Raw genomic sequence first — 16710 nt, forward strand, 5'->3', positions numbered from 1 at the left:
ACCAAGCTGTGTATCCGGTATTAGCATTCGTTTCCGAATGTTATCCCAGTCTTACGGGCAGGTTACCTACGTGTTACTCACCCGTCCGCCGCTAATCTTATCCCGAAGGATAAGATCCGCTCGACTTGCATGTATTAGGCACGCCGCCAGCGTTCGTCCTGAGCCAGGATCAAACTCTCCAAATGGAAGTTTTCGCATCGACGCGATGTCGTTGAGAAAAGCTTCATGTGTTTGATTGCTCATTACTTTTTATCGCTTTTCCGCTCATCCGTTAGGATTTGCGGGGCAGTTATTACTCGTTGTTCAGTTTTCAAAGAACAATCTTTTCTTTCGTTCTTTTGTTTCATTGTCCGTGCCGTTTTGCGGCCGGAATAAGAATATACCATGTTAGTGCCCACAAGGTCAAGCTTTTATCAAAACTTTTTTTAAACTTTTTAAAAAGGCTATTTTAATTGTAATTCTCTCCATACTTTCTTATTGCTATACTGCCGCTCAGAGCTTATATCTCTGCCGAACCAGTCCGGTGCTGCAAAAGCATTAGCTGCCACTTCCGAATCGAATTCCACTTCAAGTACTGCCAGCTCGATTTGATCGTAAATATCTATTTCGATGATATTGCCATCCCATTCTGCCGTTATCCGGTTTTTCGTCAGAGGCACGAATCCAAAAGCCTTAACAACCTGATCGTAAATGCCTTCCGAAATCGAATACTCAATTTCCTCGCGGGAGAGACCATTGCCTAACTTGAATGTATGAGTAAACGAAACCTCGCCGCTGGCAAGATCAACAATTCTCCTGACGCGCAGCTCTTGCGTTTCATCTATTGCCAAATATGTTTGCTCGATTCGTTGCTCCGATAGTACCTTCAGCTTCTGCTCTTCAATAATAACGCTTGGCAATTTATCAAGCAAAAATTTCCGTTCGATTTCTAATGACATAAGACAGACATCTCCTTCTCACTTATCTTCGTCCATAAATAGCTCATACAGCATCCGTTCCCTATTATTGATGAACTGCTTCATAAGAATGTAGTGATCCGTTTCTTCTAATGCAGATCTCTCGATTCCATTCGAAGTCAAATTATATAGGATTGCATCAGGATAAGCCATTAAAATGGGTGAATGTGTTGAAATAATAAACTGCGAGTTCTGCCCCACCAACTCATTGATCCGGGAGAGCATAGCCATTTGCCGAAAAGGAGAAAGAGCCGCCTCCGGCTCGTCCATAATATATAGCCCATTCCCGCTGAAACGATAAAGAAATGTTGCAAAAAAGGATTCACCATGCGATTGCTGGTGAAGAGATTTCCCGCCGTAAGAATCAATGATCCGCGGTGCTGACAATGAGTCCCTATCCATCGCATCTATATTAGAAGCTAAATTATAATAGCTCTCCGCCCGGAAGAAAAACCCGTCCCTGGGCTTTTTCGCGCTACGAGTTAGCTTCAAGTACTGGTGCAGCTCGGAATGAGTCGCTTCAGTAGAGAAATTAAAGTTGATCGTTCCGCCTTCCGGATTAAATCCGAGTCCGATCGCGATCGCTTCCATCAGCGTCGACTTCCCCATCCCATTTTCGCCAACGATATAAGTAACCTTCGGATGCAACTCAAGCGTGTCTAAGCCTTGAATAGCTTTTAGATTAAAGGGATATCTATCGAAGGAAGGTACGGCTTCCCGACGCAAAGTAACGCTTCTTAAATAAAGGCCCTGCTTATTTTGTCTCATCCCGTCCCTCCCAATATCGATTAATCCGTATCCCCGCACTCTACTGACCGCAGCATTTCTTGAATTTCTTACCGCTTCCGCAAGGACAAGGATCGTTGCGTCCGACTTTTTGCTTTGTCTTCAAATCTATAACATCAGCACGAACTGTCCGATTAGGCACAGTATTTAGAAGCACGCCAGCGCTTGCTCTTTTTAACGATAGCTCTGCAGGCGAATAGCCCTTGATGGCCCATTGCTTTGTATTATTCATTAAAGGCACAAGAAGATCCGTTATCTCTGACATCATCTCTATACTAGGCATCTCGATAAAGTCCTGAGCCACTTCTAGTACGGATGCAAGCGAATCGCCATTTTTGGCCGCGTCGACACATTCTTCCACTAAAAAATCAGCTTCATCGCGATCAATTTCGTAATGGCTGAGAACATAACGGACCAAGTTCGTATAGTGACTGTTGCGCTCGACGAAATCCGGTTCTCCTGCCTTTAGAAGCTCCTGTTTCGTAAAAGGATAAAAGTCCAACTCAAGCCGAAGCGCTCGCTCTTTGCGAATGGAAGCCGGATCGACCACCCGATAATCGGAAATCATTGCTTCCTCATCGATTTCAATCTGCTCATAATAATCCGAAGCATCGTAAATAATATTCATGATATCGAATTCAGACAGCGGATGATCGGCATCCGTAATAACAAATGACTTTAATTCCTCTGCTGACAACGTCCCATAATAGTATAGCAAACCGCGCGTCAGCCGAATCCATTCGGTGTTCCGGGAATGGATAGGGTGATCTTGAAACAAATCGCCTGATTTAAACAATTCAACGAGTTCTGAAGGCATGATAACGACTCTTTTGCCGTCAACCGTACCCGGATATAAAATTCCGCGTTCGCGGAAATAATCGTATTGCTGGTATTCAAGCAGCGGCTTATCCCATAGACCTCCGTTCTTCGCGATTTTCTGAACGAACTTCATTCTATTATGATCCCAGCAACGGGTAGTCAGCTCCAAGTTATCCGGTATCAGCTTCCCCAACTTTTCAACAAGCCCCTGCTTATTGAGCGTGCTGAGGTTGCTTATTTGCAAATTCAGGCGAATATTTGTTAATTGCTGCTTCGATAACACGCTCAGCGCATCCGCGAATGTTAACGGATAGGTTAGCTCCGGCCAAAACTTGTCCGGTACGAGATCCTGCTTTGTAGTCATGTTGTTCTCCTAAAAATTAAATTTGATGCATGCCGTTCTATTAAATGTTAGAGTAGCCCAAAAAAACATGCAAGTTCAAAGGTAACAAAAATATAAGGCGGAATCAAACAAAAAATAAAAACCCTGAGATCATGAAAGGATCATCAAGGCTTCCTATTAGAGCCGTATGCTTGAGTCTGCGACAAAAGCGCTGGGGCGGTACAGCGAATAGCCGCTAGTGTTATGTCCCTCAAGCCACATAAGGACAATTGAAAGTCATCCCCTAACGTAACCATCATAGCGGTAATAATAGGCGTTATATCCTCTACAATGACAACATATTTGAAAATAGCGGACTTTTGTGGTTTTATTCATGCCTACTGGGTATCCAATACCCTATTCTGGGCCCATTAAGACCATTTTTGTCCGCTATTTTTTTGTGTAACTTCCCCGTTACGTGCTAATAAGACCATTCTGTACCGTTATTGTGCCAAGCGACTAAACATCTCCCCCGACTAATTCAATCGGTTCATTTTTGTCTATTTCTGTACGGCCATTCCCCCCAAAACCCAATGAGGTCCCCGTTCGGCTTGTGTCTTGAGTACGACTATATGCCTAAATTTCAAAATCCTCTATCACATTTTGACGGAAAATATTTATTTGTAATTATTATAAATTGATATTGATTTCCCACTGGAAAGCGGTAACATATTAGTTGAGACGCAATCATACAAAATCAATGAGGTGATTCGATTATGAGTACAGAAAAGAACAAACTGACGACTAGTTGGGGTGCTCCCGTTGGAGATAACCAAAACTCGATGACAGCTGGCTCACGTGGTCCCACATTAATTCAGGACGTACACCTTCTTGAAAAACTGGCGCATTTCAACAGAGAGCGTGTTCCAGAGCGTGTCGTTCATGCGAAAGGCGCCGGCGCGCACGGTTATTTCCAAGTGACGCACGATGTTACGCCATACACGAAAGCCAGCTTCTTGTCAGAGGTAGGAAAACGTACTCCGATGTTCATTCGCTTCTCGACCGTTGCGGGCGAGCTTGGTTCGGCCGATACGGTGCGCGACCCGCGCGGATTCGCCGTTAAGTTCTACACCGAAGAAGGAAACTATGACTTGGTTGGCAATAACACGCCTGTATTTTTTATTCGTGACGCAATAAAATTTCCGGACTTCATTCATACACAAAAGCGCCATCCGCAAACACACCTGAAAAACCCAAATGCAGTATGGGATTTCTGGTCCTTGTCGCCGGAATCCTTGCATCAGGTTACGATTCTTATGTCGGACCGCGGCATTCCCGCAACGCTCAGACATATGCACGGCTTCGGCAGCCATACGTTCAAATGGGTTAACGCAGAAGGCCAGGCCGTCTGGGTGAAATACCATTTTAAAACGGAACAAGGCGTGAAAAACTTAGCTCCGGATGTGGCCGCACAAATTGCCGGTGAAAATCCCGACTACCATACGGAAGATTTGTTTAATGCGATCGCGAGTGGCGATTTCCCTGCATGGAAGCTGTATGTTCAAATTATGCCGTTAGAGGATGCCGATACATACCGTTTCGATCCATTCGACGTCACGAAGGTATGGTCTCAGAAGGACTATCCGTTGATCGAGGTTGGACGCATGGTGCTCGACCGGAATCCTGAGAACTATTTTGCGGAAGTTGAGCAAGCTACGTTCTCACCTGGATCATTTGTGCCCGGCATCGAGGCTTCCCCGGATAAAATGCTTCAGGGCCGTCTGTTCGCTTACTCAGACGCTCATCGTTACCGGGTCGGCGCTAATCACAATTCATTGCCGATTAACCGTCCAAAGTCGGAAGTGAACAATCACCAGCGTGACGGACAAATGCGTTCGGATGGTAATGGCGGTGCTTCCATCTATTACGAGCCGAACAGCTATAGCGGTCCGACGGAAACGCCTGAAAACAAGCCTGCTGCATTTGAAGTATCCGGTGAAGCGAATAGCGTCGCCTATGATCATAATGATCACTACACGCAAGCGGGCGACTTATACCGGCTGCTCAGCGAAGAAGAACGCACCCGTCTGGTCGAAACCATTGTCGGAGCTATGAAGCCGGTTGAAAGAGATGACATTAAGCTTCGTCAAATCGGCCACTTCTACAAAGCAGATCCGGAGTACGGACAACGCGTTGCCGAGGGTCTTGGTTTATCTATATCGCAGCAAGCATAATGGAACGATAATAGTGTGACACAAGCGTAAACGGCTGTCGCCGTCCTTGGCGGCAAAAGCTCGTTTCGCGGTGAAATATATGCATTGTATAATGCTCAAATTTATACTTTCTTATATTTTTATAAAGCGGCTGCCGAATTCTATTCGACAGCCGCTTTGATTTTTAGAAATGATAATTAAGTCGCTGCATTGTTCGCATGCTGCCTCTTCTGTATAGTGTGAACGCCCATAACGAGAGCGACCAATTCATAGCTGTCGAGCTTACAGGAGCCGTTATTCAAACAGAAGGCGCCGGATTGCAGCCAGCTGCTCGTTTTCGCAAATGAAGCGACAGTCTGACCGCTGCCGTCCTGGATGTCGTACTCCTGCGAAAAAGCCGGCGACGTAATTTCGAATAATCCTCTATCCCCCGCATCATACTCGAACCGCTTCGAGAGAAAGCTCATCCGCACTTGCAGCACGCCGAATAAGCGCTCATCCGGACCTGTTATTTCCCACTTGTTCGAGAAGAAAGGGAACGCCCCCCCGCACACCCTCGTTCCCGTATGATCATACACATCGAGCGATGAGCCAAAGGCGCTTTTCAAATCTATTGTACCTACCGTATCGGCGGCTCCGTTCATTATAGTGCTTGTTCCCGAGCTGAAGAAATTGTCTTTAAAATAAAGCTTCAATCTATCATCTCCTTCATTTTTACAAACATAGGTAATATTGCATATGGTTAATTATACCATGACTTATGCTGATCATTCTATCTGCTCTGTTAAAGTGCTTATCCTAAAGCGTTTTATGATATACTGCTACAATATTGAAATGCAGGAGGCACAGGCGAGTGAAAATTTTTGTCATACTCTCGTTCAATGAAGACGGGATGGAAAATGTATATGTAGGCACCGACGAAGAAAAAGCTTTGTCGCTGAAATCAACCGATTTCGATAATTGTGATGCTCTGTTCGTGGAAATTTGGGAAGACGGCGAGAAAACCGACGATTTCCGTCTGGAGGAAGCCATTAACGAGGAGACGAATGAATCCTGACTTTAATGAGTCAGGATTTTTTTTCGAGTATGAAACATTTTGATTATGTCGATCGTGTTAGGGGTGAGTCGACGCCAATGGAAAATGAACCGCTTTATACGGAGGATTATATTTCAGAGCTCATCCAGAGCTATTCCGACATGGTTTTGCGAATAGCCTTTGCCTATCTCAAAAATAGCGCTGACGCTCAAGACGTATGCCAGGAGGTTTTTATTAAAATAGTTAAGCAGCAAAAAACGTCTAAGCATGCTGAACATGACCAGCGATGAGCTGAAGAAGAGTATTATAAATGACGTAAAAAAGTTCAGAAGAAAGGATTTGCCTATCAAAAAACAGCTGCCCTTTTGGCAGCCGTCTGTACGTTCATTTTACTTGCGATGTTCGGATTTTCATTCCTTCAGCCTGAAAGCGACAAACCATTGTTCGATGGCTTTGTAATTACCGCTTATGCGGCCGACGGGACGCCCGTTGAAGTAAAACCGAATGTCGGTTTCCCGCTAGGAATGTACCAGATGACGATGAGCAGGGTACCCGGTTTTCCAATTAACATCGTTTCGGGCGAAGCGGATGTCATTTCATTGCAAGCAACCGACGGCTCTTTCTTGTTATGGACGCCCCCCGACTCTAAAGTCGTGGATAAAGGAAAACAAATCGATATAAAGTCAGGTGACACTATATACTGGACGCCAACAAATGATGACGACTTTAGAACAATCGCATCTACGAGCTCTATTGAAGTCATTGCTTATCAAAACGATAAGGAGCTCGGTCGCCGCACGATTGAGATTAATAGGAAAGATGATTATTCTTATTCTGGAATATTAGTGGAAAAGTGATCATGAGGAATAGTGGCAACGACACATGCACATTTCTGTTCGTTGACAAGGGATAAACTGGTAATTATACTTTCTTTATTCAATGAACAAGGAGTGGAACTTTATTAAGAACATTGCGTCGATTATCGGAAAATTGCTATTAATGATGGCTATCGTTTTTGTTTTGATTATCATTTTATTTCTCATCTACTTTATCGCAGCAGGGCTTTCAGTATCTGATCTTGAAGCTGCCGTAGACAATAAATGGCTTATTTATTCTCAAATAGTCGCCTTTACCGCTGCTGCCTTCGGTATGTACGCTTTATTCGAACGGAAGAAAGGTTGGCCTCTCGGATTAAAACAGCCTAACGGCGCCCTTTGGGCGGTTCATGGTCTCCTGGCGGGAGCTATTCTAATGACCGTCTCGTCTGTTCTTATTTGGGTACTCGGAGGTATCGAATGGCAATGGATTGGCTTTAATCAAGCGGTGCTTCGGTCGTTGCTGGATGGCTTGATTCTGTTTACGTGTGTGGCCGTTTACGAGGAAATCCTTTCTCGCGGCTACATACAAGGGCTTGTGAAATACCATTACGGCCAAACATCCGCGATCATTGTCAGCTCGATCTTATTTGCGGTCATGCATGGGTTAAATCCAGGAACCTTCGACTCCCCTTTTCCGATCATAAACCTTTTGCTTGCCGGTATTCTTCTAGGTCTTTCCCGAGAGCTGAGCGGCGGACTTTGGATGCCGATCGGACTGCATCTGACATGGAACTACTTCCAGGGCCATATCTATGGCTTCAGCGTATCGGGGACCGCTCCTGTTCCGTCCGTGCTGGATGCGGTAGCTGCTGGACCCGCGCTACTATCAGGCGGCTCGTTCGGCGTAGAAGGAAGCTTCATTTCAACTTTGGTGACGATGATCGGAATCATTGCCGTTTACTTTTTTTACAGGAAAAAGGGTGCAGATCAATAGCTACTTGTTCAATAAAAAAAAAACAAAGCCCCGTATAGGAGCTTTGTTCTTAGCCTGACTGGCGGCTTGTTCTATTCAGAATCCGCCATCCATCTAGCCTTTAACGCCAGAAATTGCAACGGACTCGATAATTTGTTTTTGGAATACGAGGAAGATGACCAGCATAGGCAGCAAAGCAACGAAGGACGCCGCCATAATTAACGGATAATCCGTTTGGATCGCATACGTCGCATTAAAATTAGCGATAACGAGCTGCAGCGTTTGCTTCTCCGGTGAGTTCAAATAAATAATCGGCGCCAGGTAATCGTTCCAAATCGCCATAAACCATAAAATAACCTGTGCCGCTACCGCTGGACGGATTAACGGAAATACGATTCTGGAGAAAATGCCGAAGTAAGAAGCTCCGTCGATTTTCGCGGCTTCTATAATTGCTCCAGGTACACTCGTCAAATATTGCCGCAGGAAGAAGATCATCATAATGTTACCAAAAAGGCCAGGCACAATGAGCGGCTTTAATGTATCCACCCAACCAAATTCGGAGAACATAATGAATTGCGGAATCATAATAGCCGGATATGGAATCATCAAGGAAGATAGCAATAGCATGAAAATCACGTTTTTATACTTAAAACGCAGCTTCGCAAACGAATACGCGGCCAAGCTCGATGTGAACGTCCCGATAATCGTGACGCAGAGCGTGATCAGCAAGCTGTTCTGAATACCGCTGAGCAAAGGGCCTTTCTCCCATATTTCCGCATACTTCACAAAGTTGAACGTTTCCGGAATCCATACAGGCGGCAAAGCGAATACTTCCGCCTTCGTCTTAAAGGAGGTCGAAACCGTCCATACAAGCGGAGCAATCATAAATACAGCGCCAATGCTAATTAAAATGAAAATAAGTAGATTCGAGATTTTAAATTTTTTGGCCGAAAGCATAGTCACATTCACTCCTTCCCTCTGGTAGTCGTTACTCCAAATCCCTCGACGATCTTTCATTCATCTTGAATTGAACGAGCGTTACAACAAAGATGAATATCCCAAGCAGCATTGCCATGGCGGAGGCATAGCCCATTTGCAGGTTGCCGAACGCCTTCTGCCAAACATAGAATACGACTGAGGCCGAGCTGTATTCCGGACCGCCTGTCGACGTCATGATATTAATTTCCGTAAAGATCTGGGCGCCGCCGATAATTTTCGTAACGACAATAAAGAACGTAACCGGTTTTACCATCGGGAACGTGATATGCTTGAATATTTGAAAGCCGTTTGCCCCGTCTAAGGATGCCGCTTCATAGTAATCTTTAGGCACGCTTTGCAGTGCCGCCAGATAGAGAAGCATAGAATAACCAAGGTTCTTCCAAACCATCATAATAATAAGTGCAGGTTTCACCGTATATTTATCAGTCAACCAGTTAGGACCCTCAATACCAAAGAGAGCAAGAAACTGATTTACTAAACCATAGTCGCCGTTATAAGCCCATTGCCACAAAATTGAAATCGCCGCGAGCGAGGAGATGACCGGGATGTAGTAAACGACACGAAACGTTGTCGTACCGAACATTTTCCGATTAAGCCCAAGGGCAAGCAGCAAAGCTAACACTATTTCTATCGGTATACCGATCATCATGAACAACGTGTTGAAGCTGGCCTTATGAAACTGCTCGTCCATAAAAATTTCTTTAAAGTTAGCGAGTCCGATAAAATCCATCCGGCCTAAGCCGTCCCAGTCCGTGAATGAACCGTAAAGCGAGTATAAAAGCGGATACAAAGTAAACAAGAGAAATCCAAGAACGGGAGCAAGTACAAATAAATACCCGTAGTAGCTTTCTTTGCGATAGAGATTCGACTTGGTTTTCATCTTCCACCCCTGATTCACCCGGCATAAGAATGATGCTAGTTCCGTGCTTAAGAACTAGCATCCATTCCTGCGGATTAAAAATGATTAGCTTTTATTATTTTTTCGATTTTGCTTCTTGTTCGATGGCTTTATCAAGCAAGCTTTGCATTTTTGGCTGTTGCGACTTCACATAATCAGCAGCCGTCATTTTGCCATCGAGTACCGGTTGGATGTCCGTAAAGAACAATTGGTACCATTCAGCATTGTAAGTCAATGTGTTAGGCATCGGTTTACCGTAGTCTTGAACGATATCAAGGAATTCCTTCTTGTTAGCCGGTTTCGTAGCCGAATTAGCTGCCCAAGTTTGAGCCATATCGATCAGGTTAGGAATTTGAACCTTTGCATCAACCAATTGCTGTTGACCTTCTGGAGAAGCCGTCAAATAAGTAACCAGTTTAGCTGCTAATTCAGGGCTCTTCGAGTTGTTGGATACGCCAATACCGAGCGAGCCTACGAAGGTTGCCGATTTTCCTGTAGAGCCTGCAGGATAAGGAATCAAATCATAATCGAAAGGCAATGTTTCATAAGTCGCCAGATCCCAAGGACCTACTGGGAAGAACGCCAATTCGCCTTTCATCCAGCGCTGGTACGTATCCAGAGTTGCTGCATCTTCAATAGAAGGAGTGATTTTGTATACATTTTGCATGTCAGCAAAATATTGCAGTGCTTCAGCAAATTTAGGATCATCGATCGTTACTTTTTTGTTAGTCTCATCTAGCCAGTCAGCGCCATTGCTCCATACGAAGGCTTGTAAAGCCCAGTTTACGTTAAAGCCTGTGCCGTACTGGTCAATTTTGCCGTCGCCGTTGTTGTCTTTCGTAAGCTGTTGGTTAACTTTGATGAATTCATCCCATGTGTAAGGCTTGTCTTTATCCGGCAATGGGATGCCTGCAGCTTCAAACATCGTTTTGTTGTATCCAAGCGAGAAAGGACCAACGTCCTTTGGCAATCCGTAAATGCTGCCTTGGCCTACTGTCTCGCCGTCATACCGGTAGATATCAACGCCATATTTCCAAATGTTGTCGAAGTTAACGTCATTCATATATTCCGTAATATCTTTAAGCACTCCGCCATTTACGTATGCTCTCAGGTCGCCCGGATCAAAATAAAAGACGTCAGGAACGCTTTTCCCTGTGATAGCAGCCTTCAATTTAGTTGCATACTGATCGGGTGTTGTTGTAATGATTTTCACTTTAACGCCAGGGTTGTCTGCTTCGAATTTTTTTACTGTTGCTTGATATGCCTTTTGCTCTTCAGGACCGCCTCTAAACATGAACGTAAGCTGTTGAGATTCCGTTTTACCGTTTGTGCCGCCTTCGTTCCCTGCTTCCTCTTTACCGCCGCATGCAGAAAGCATGACTACTACTGCCATCATAAGTGCAAAAACAGAAAGTAAACCTTTTTTCTTTTCCAACTTAACCCCTCCTAAATGTACTTCTTTCTCAAAATATGAATTAAGCAATGAATAATCTTATAAGAAAACAAATTCATTACATAATTAATACTTTTGTTGAATTCATAATAATTCAAAGCGCTTTCATTGTCAAGACTTGTCGAATGATATTAAAATATGATATCCGACTTTCTTTTATCCACCGAATTTGGAATTGCCATCATTTACTATTGAAAAAAATGGTGGTTTAGTTATCGAAACAATAAATTAATTAATATATTTACTATCTACTCACAGGATTGTCATTTCGCTGCAACTGTCCCGTCTTCGACCGGAATGCCAAAGTTCGGGGTTCCGTCCGGATTCCAACCAAACTGCTGCGCCCGCGTATGACGGTTTGGATCATAAAGAGGATCTCCAACAATTTCTTTATAATTCCGAGCATGATAAACAATAATATCATTCTCACCGTCAGGACTGACGGTAAAGCTATTGTGGCCAGGACCGTATTGTCCTGTTGCCTCATTCGTTTGGAAGACAGGCTCAGCCGATTTGCTCCATGAGGATGGATCCAGCAAATCACTGGTGTCAGATGCCGAGAGCAGCCCCATGCAATAGTTGTAATCGGTAGCGCTAGCCGAATAGCTGATAAAAATTTTGCCGTTACGCTTAAGCACTGCCGGACCTTCATTAACGAGAAAGCCGATTTTTTCCCAATCATATTCCGGAGTGGCAATCATGACTTGTTCGCCGCTTATGGTCCACGGATTGCTCATCGGAGCGATGTACAGATTGGAATTGCCATGAATGGCGGGATCCTTTTGCGCCCATACCAGGTAACGAACGCCTTCATGCTCGAATGTCGTCGCATCAAGCGCGAAGGATTCCCAATTCGCTTTAATTTGCCCCTTCTCCGTCCATTCACCCTCTAACGGGTTCGCCGATTCATTTTCAATGACAAACATGCGATGATCGAATAAACCGTCAACCGTTTCCGAAGTTCTTGCAGCGGCGAAATAGATATACCATTTATCATCGATAAAATGGATTTCCGGAGCCCAAATGTTAGCGCTCATCGGACCTGTGTCATATTTCCGCCATGCAACTACCGCTTCTGCCGAACCAAGCTCTTGAATCGTCTTCGCCCTTCTTACTTCCAGCCGGTCATACTCAGGTACCGAAGCGGTAAAATAATAGTAGCCGTCTGTATGCTTATAAACCCAAGGATCGGCGCGCTGCGGAATAACCGGATTAATAAATGACTGCGCTGCTGCTGTTTCTTTGCTTAACATCGTAACAAAACTCCTTTTGATCGTTATAGTTTTAACTGCTGGCTTATCTGCTTCCCCACTTTAATCAGAATCCATCCAAACGTTTATGTTTTTATTTATTAATTCATGATATAGTGAATATTAACAACTGATTGTATCTGCTGTCAATAAGTTAACTTATTAATTTTTATATTAATATTGAATACAAAAGGAGGCATCCCTTCTATCCATCAACACAGATAAAAGAGATGCCCTCTTCAATTGTATATTTATCCATTTTATCTATCGTCAAGCTTGTTCCCTTTACCACAAATGTGCGTTGAACCATATCTGTTACCGCTCTCTTCCCGTATAATGAAGCAATCTAACGCTGAAAAGGGAAGTGACGATGCTTGAAAGTATCCATTAAGCGGCATATCAGCAGCAAGCTTACAAAAACCCGGGCTCTGCTGAAAAACAAGCTTCTTGTTCCCCATATACCTTCGACGAAGAGCTTCAGCATGTATACGCTGAACAAGATGCTGGACCAATATAAGATGGTCTATCTAAAGCCAATAAACGGTCTCAAAGGTATAGGTATTATGCGAGCGGAAAAAAAAGGAACGAAATATGAGCTTAGGCAAGGCACTTCGAAGGCTATTTTCACAAGCGTTCATGCCTTATACCAGTCCGTTCGCAGACGGATTCGGAGGAAGCCTTATTTGATCCAAAAAGGGATCCGGACTTTGCTCTATCACGGGCGGCCGTTTGATTTTCGCATTATGGTGCAGAAGAATGAGAATCGTGAATGGGAAGTTTCCGGCATTGTCGGACGGGTTGCCCGGCCCAAGCTAATTGTGACGAACAGAAGCCAGGGGGGAACGTGCTTGCCGGCTGAGAGACTGTTAAAGTCAAATATGAATCAATCCAAAGTCACTCCGTATCTTGAGTCTTTATTCAGCTTGACTCGGAGCATAGGGGTGCAGTTCCAGAGCATACATCCCACAGTCTGGCAGCTTGGCGTTGATATCGCGGTGAGCCAAAGCATGAAACCTTGGGTTCTGGAGGTCAACACAAGCCCGGCAATTACTCCATTCATCAGGCTGGGAAACAAACAAATGTACAATAGGATCATACAATTGACACGTCTGAATAAAAACAATCCCCAGTAAAACAGTCCCTCTTTTATCAAGAAAATTTCCACATCTTACTTGAAGCTCAAAAAAGACACGGAACAACAGCTCCGTGTCTTTTTCAAGCAAGCTTCTATATTTTCTGGTTCTGAACCACCGAATCATTCAATCGTGATAAGAAAAGTCGGGTGCGTTCATGAGTCGGCCTGTCAATGACTTGTCCCGGAGATCCCTGCTCAATGATTACTCCGTTGTCCATAAACACGACTTGGTCTGCTACATCCCTCGCAAATTTCATTTCGTGCGTCACGATGACCATTGTCATCCCTTCACCCGCCAGTTCCTTTATAACCTTCAGAACATCTCCGACCAATTCCGGGTCTAACGCCGATGTCGGTTCATCAAACAGCAGCAGCGCAGGGTCGATACCCATCGCACGGGCAATGCCCACCCGCTGCTGCTGTCCTCCGGAAAGCTGATGGGGGTATGAGTCGGCCTTATCCTCTAAGCCAACCTTTCTCAAAAGCTCCATCGATTTGATTCGCGCCTCTGCTTTCGACTTTTTCTGCACAATGACCTGCCCTTCCATCACGTTCTGCAGCGCAGTCCTGTGCGGAAAAAGGTTATACGATTGAAACACCATCCCGGTCTGTCTGCGAAAAGCTAGTATGTCTGTAGCATTCGGTTTGGTCTGAGGGGTAAAATCAAGCCGGGAATTTCCGATGCTAAGTATTCCCTCAGTGGGATATTCCAGCAAATTTATGCTTCGCAGCAGGGTCGTTTTCCCTGAACCCGAAGGTCCGATGATGACCATGACTTGACCTTTTTCAATAGTAAGATCAATGCCCCGAAGCACTTCATGATCACCAAAGCTTATTTTCAGATTTGCAATTTTAATCATGGGTTTCTCCTTAGGGTTTTGCGTGTTAGCAAAATCCTTCATCGTAAGCATTCATTTATCATTTACCTTGCGGAAAATCGTTCAAACCGTTTCTCTAACCGTCGCTGTAGATTGGAAAGCACTGTGCTGAATAACAAGTAGATCAAGCCAGCTTCGCTGTATAACAATAACGGTTCATAGTACACCGCCGTAATTTGTTGGGCTTTTTGCAACATTTCCGGCATCGTTATGACCGCCGCCAGCGATGTGTCCTTTAAAAGACTAATAAGAGAGTTTCCCAGCGGAGGTACGGAAACGCGGGCCGCTTGGGGTAAAATAACCCGGCGCAGCGCTTGCGAGCGTGTCATCCCAACGGAATAAGCCGCCTCCCATTGCCCTTTGCCTATGGAAAGAATCGCGGCGCGGATAATTTCGGAGCCGTATGCTCCAACACTGATTGAAAATCCGATAACGGCCGACGGAAAAGCATCAATGACAATACCGATGCTTGGCAAACCGAAAAAGATAATAAATAATTGCAAAAGAAGCGGTGTACCCCGAATAACCCAAACATAGAATCTGGCGATACCATTAAGAACCTTCCAATTGGAAAGCCGGGCGAGCGCCGTCAGAAATGCCAGCGCAAAACCAATTGCGAAGGAGATCAACGTAAGCGGTATCGTAAAAGCTACCCCTGCCTTAAGCAGGGGTAGAAAGGAATCAATAAAAATTTGAATGAGTCTTTCTGTTCTATCGCTCATAAGTGTTTACCTTTGCCTGCTTATTTCGATACGTCCGCACCGAAATACTTTTGTGAGATTTCTAAGTAAGTTCCATCCGCCTTCATATCGGCCAAAGCTTTATTGATAGCTTTTACCAGTTCCTCATTGCCCTTGTTAATCAAAACAGCGCTTGGAGTAGCTTCCTCCGTCTCGGCAACAACCTTAATCTTCGCGTCCGGTCTTTGCTTCTTAAAATCCAGGAAGGACAGTCCGTCGTTGATCGTCGCATCAATCCGGTTGGAGAGAAGCAGATCAATAGCTTGGTTAAAACCATCGATTTGTACAATGGTTGCGCCATTTGACTCGGCGATGTCCTTCAAATTACTGGTTAAAGATTGTCCTGCCTTTTTACCCTTGAGATCCGCCAGCTCTTTAATGTCCTGGTTATCTTCGTTAACGATTAGAACGGCTTTCGAAACGATATAAGGGTCGGAGAAATCATATTTCACTTTCCGGTCTTCTTTGATGGACACTTGATTGACTACAACATCGAAGCGGTTAGCATCGAGACCGGCAAACATGCCATCCCATTTGGTTTCAATAAATTCCGGCTCTACGCCGAGACGCTTCGAAATTTCTTGTGCGATTTCCACATCGAAGCCTGTAAGCGTACCCTCTTCATCATGGTAGGTAAACGGTGCATACGTTCCTTCTGTTCCAATGCGGATTTTGCCATTTGCTTTTATCGTTTCAAGCAGGTTCTTAGCTGCCGGTTCCTCAGCAGCTTGATCGTTGTTCATATCCGTATTGCTGCCGCAAGCTGTAAATATAAGCGTTATAACCATAATAAGTGCAGCCATTGTTATCCATGATTTTTTCATTTCTGTTCTCCCATCTGTTTTCGTTTATTTTGCCCTCAATCGAGAAACATAACCACTTATAATTTGGGCGCTGCTATTCATGTAAAACGTAATTCTGATCTTATCATCGGATGCATTAGCTCGTCAATAGTTTTTCCGACATATTCAATAGGAATTATAAGATATAATGAAAATGATCACAAAATTGTTCTAGTCAGTCTTTAAAAAACAAAAAAAACCCTTGCTGCGCAAGGATTGTTGGATTATAAAATGGAAGCGCGGCGAGATTCAAACCCGCTATCTCTTGTGTGACAGCAATTTATGTAATTTGGATATTTTCTAAGATAAAATTTGGTTGCGGGGGCAGGATTTGAACCTGCGGCCTTCGGGTTATGAGCCCGACGAGCTACCGGGCTGCTCCACCCCGCGTCAGAAAAAGCATAAAAATTCATTAACACAATAAAACCCACTGATGTGGGTCATTTGCAAATGCAAGCATATGCATATTGCGCCCTGAAAACCGGATACGAAAGAAATTGCTGCTGAACTTTAGCTGTTTGTCTGCCGGATGTATGGGTCCAGGCAAACGGTTTTAGGATAAGCCCTCGACCGATTAGTATTCGTCAGCTGC

General features: G+C 44.4%; 17 protein-coding genes, 1 tRNA gene and 1 rRNA gene. 6 read left to right on the forward strand and 13 right to left on the reverse strand.

Annotated elements, in window-relative coordinates; all coding sequences use genetic code 11:
• The 4 genes from DFP97_RS29095 to DFP97_RS29110 form a co-directional block, all read right to left on the reverse strand.
• A 16S ribosomal RNA gene (locus DFP97_RS29095) occupies positions 1-185 on the reverse strand; the annotation flags it as partial.
• A 258-nt stretch (positions 186-443) separates the two neighbouring features.
• Positions 444-938, reverse strand: coding sequence for a CYTH domain-containing protein (locus tag DFP97_RS29100; protein WP_114384167.1), 495 nt, complete (start codon positions 936-938; stop codon positions 444-446).
• An 18-nt stretch (positions 939-956) separates the two neighbouring features.
• Positions 957-1724 carry an AAA family ATPase gene (locus tag DFP97_RS29105; RefSeq protein WP_114384168.1) on the reverse strand — a complete coding sequence of 256 codons (768 nt, stop codon included), beginning with the start codon at positions 1722-1724 and terminating at the stop codon, positions 957-959.
• Between the two features lie 40 nt (positions 1725-1764).
• Positions 1765-2925, reverse strand: a complete 1161-nt coding sequence (locus tag DFP97_RS29110; RefSeq protein WP_114384169.1) for a YecA family protein — start codon at positions 2923-2925, stop codon at positions 1765-1767.
• A gap of 734 nt (positions 2926-3659) precedes the next feature.
• Between DFP97_RS29110 and katA the strand changes: the two genes are divergently transcribed.
• A complete protein-coding gene (katA, locus tag DFP97_RS29115) occupies positions 3660-5117 on the forward strand; it encodes a catalase KatA (protein WP_114384170.1) in 1458 nt (485 codons plus the stop codon).
• Positions 5118-5293: 176 nt separating this feature from the next.
• Here katA and DFP97_RS29120 read toward each other — a convergent pair whose 3' ends face one another.
• Complete coding sequence (locus DFP97_RS29120) at positions 5294-5791, reverse strand: LURP-one-related family protein (protein WP_114384171.1); 498 nt, start codon at positions 5789-5791, stop codon at positions 5294-5296.
• A 158-nt stretch (positions 5792-5949) separates the two neighbouring features.
• Here DFP97_RS29120 and DFP97_RS29125 point away from each other — a divergent pair, with 158 nt between their 5' ends.
• From DFP97_RS29125 to DFP97_RS29140, 4 genes are all read left to right on the forward strand, one after another.
• Complete coding sequence (locus DFP97_RS29125; RefSeq protein ID WP_114384172.1) at positions 5950-6153, forward strand: hypothetical protein; 204 nt, start codon at positions 5950-5952, stop codon at positions 6151-6153.
• Between the two features lie 77 nt (positions 6154-6230).
• Entirely contained in the window at positions 6231-6422 is a 192-nt protein-coding gene (locus DFP97_RS29130; protein ID WP_114384183.1) for an RNA polymerase sigma factor, read from the forward strand.
• 75 nt (positions 6423-6497) lie between these two features.
• Complete coding sequence (locus DFP97_RS29135; RefSeq protein WP_114384173.1) at positions 6498-6989, forward strand: hypothetical protein; 492 nt, start codon at positions 6498-6500, stop codon at positions 6987-6989.
• A gap of 142 nt (positions 6990-7131) precedes the next feature.
• Positions 7132-7944 (forward strand): CPBP family intramembrane glutamic endopeptidase, encoded by an 813-nt coding sequence (locus tag DFP97_RS29140; protein ID WP_181873723.1) that lies wholly within the window; start codon positions 7132-7134, stop codon positions 7942-7944.
• Positions 7945-8037: 93 nt separating this feature from the next.
• Here DFP97_RS29140 and DFP97_RS29145 read toward each other — a convergent pair whose 3' ends face one another.
• The 4 genes from DFP97_RS29145 to DFP97_RS29160 form a co-directional block, all read right to left on the reverse strand.
• A complete protein-coding gene (locus tag DFP97_RS29145; protein WP_114384175.1) occupies positions 8038-8880 on the reverse strand; it encodes a carbohydrate ABC transporter permease in 843 nt (280 codons plus the stop codon).
• A gap of 31 nt (positions 8881-8911) precedes the next feature.
• Positions 8912-9802: a carbohydrate ABC transporter permease gene (locus tag DFP97_RS29150; RefSeq protein ID WP_114384176.1), complete on the reverse strand. Its 891-nt coding sequence runs from the start codon at positions 9800-9802 to the stop codon at positions 8912-8914.
• A 94-nt stretch (positions 9803-9896) separates the two neighbouring features.
• A complete protein-coding gene (locus DFP97_RS29155; RefSeq protein ID WP_181873724.1) occupies positions 9897-11216 on the reverse strand; it encodes an ABC transporter substrate-binding protein in 1320 nt (439 codons plus the stop codon).
• A 320-nt stretch (positions 11217-11536) separates the two neighbouring features.
• Entirely contained in the window at positions 11537-12526 is a 990-nt protein-coding gene (locus DFP97_RS29160; RefSeq protein ID WP_114384178.1) for a glycoside hydrolase family 43 protein, read from the reverse strand.
• 371 nt (positions 12527-12897) lie between these two features.
• Here DFP97_RS29160 and DFP97_RS29165 point away from each other — a divergent pair, with 371 nt between their 5' ends.
• Entirely contained in the window at positions 12898-13656 is a 759-nt protein-coding gene (locus DFP97_RS29165; protein WP_114384179.1) for a YheC/YheD family protein, read from the forward strand.
• A gap of 94 nt (positions 13657-13750) precedes the next feature.
• Here DFP97_RS29165 and DFP97_RS29170 read toward each other — a convergent pair whose 3' ends face one another.
• The 4 genes from DFP97_RS29170 to DFP97_RS29185 form a co-directional block, all read right to left on the reverse strand.
• On the reverse strand, positions 13751-14518 hold the full coding sequence (locus DFP97_RS29170) for an amino acid ABC transporter ATP-binding protein (RefSeq protein WP_114384180.1): 768 nt from the start codon (positions 14516-14518) through the stop codon (positions 13751-13753).
• 62 nt (positions 14519-14580) lie between these two features.
• Positions 14581-15258, reverse strand: coding sequence for an amino acid ABC transporter permease (locus DFP97_RS29175; RefSeq protein ID WP_114384181.1), 678 nt, complete (start codon positions 15256-15258; stop codon positions 14581-14583).
• Between the two features lie 20 nt (positions 15259-15278).
• Complete coding sequence (locus DFP97_RS29180) at positions 15279-16100, reverse strand: amino acid ABC transporter substrate-binding protein (protein WP_114384182.1); 822 nt, start codon at positions 16098-16100, stop codon at positions 15279-15281.
• 331 nt (positions 16101-16431) lie between these two features.
• Positions 16432-16508: transfer RNA gene (locus DFP97_RS29185), tRNA-Met, on the reverse strand.
• Positions 16509-16710: the final 202 nt, after the last annotated feature.

The sequence above is a fragment of the Paenibacillus prosopidis genome, from assembly GCF_003337375.1.
Classification (GTDB): domain Bacteria; phylum Bacillota; class Bacilli; order Paenibacillales; family Paenibacillaceae; genus Pristimantibacillus; species Pristimantibacillus prosopidis.

Coding starts and splice junctions, on each gene's coding strand:
- DFP97_RS29100 (WP_114384167.1), bottom strand. CDS start 938: ATGTCATTAGAAATCGAACGGAAATTTTTGCTTGATAAATTGCCAAGC.
- DFP97_RS29105 (WP_114384168.1), bottom strand. CDS start 1,724: ATGAGACAAAATAAGCAGGGCCTTTATTTAAGAAGCGTTACTTTGCGT.
- DFP97_RS29110 (WP_114384169.1), bottom strand. CDS start 2,925: ATGACTACAAAGCAGGATCTCGTACCGGACAAGTTTTGGCCGGAGCTA.
- katA (WP_114384170.1), top strand. CDS start 3,660: ATGAGTACAGAAAAGAACAAACTGACGACTAGTTGGGGTGCTCCCGTT.
- DFP97_RS29130 (WP_114384183.1), top strand. CDS start 6,231: ATGGAAAATGAACCGCTTTATACGGAGGATTATATTTCAGAGCTCATC.
- DFP97_RS29140 (WP_181873723.1), top strand. CDS start 7,132: ATGATGGCTATCGTTTTTGTTTTGATTATCATTTTATTTCTCATCTAC.
- DFP97_RS29145 (WP_114384175.1), bottom strand. CDS start 8,880: ATGCTTTCGGCCAAAAAATTTAAAATCTCGAATCTACTTATTTTCATT.
- DFP97_RS29150 (WP_114384176.1), bottom strand. CDS start 9,802: ATGAAAACCAAGTCGAATCTCTATCGCAAAGAAAGCTACTACGGGTAT.
- DFP97_RS29155 (WP_181873724.1), bottom strand. CDS start 11,216: ATGATGGCAGTAGTAGTCATGCTTTCTGCATGCGGCGGTAAAGAGGAA.
- DFP97_RS29160 (WP_114384178.1), bottom strand. CDS start 12,526: ATGTTAAGCAAAGAAACAGCAGCAGCGCAGTCATTTATTAATCCGGTT.
- DFP97_RS29170 (WP_114384180.1), bottom strand. CDS start 14,518: ATGATTAAAATTGCAAATCTGAAAATAAGCTTTGGTGATCATGAAGTG.
- DFP97_RS29175 (WP_114384181.1), bottom strand. CDS start 15,258: ATGAGCGATAGAACAGAAAGACTCATTCAAATTTTTATTGATTCCTTT.
- DFP97_RS29180 (WP_114384182.1), bottom strand. CDS start 16,100: ATGAAAAAATCATGGATAACAATGGCTGCACTTATTATGGTTATAACG.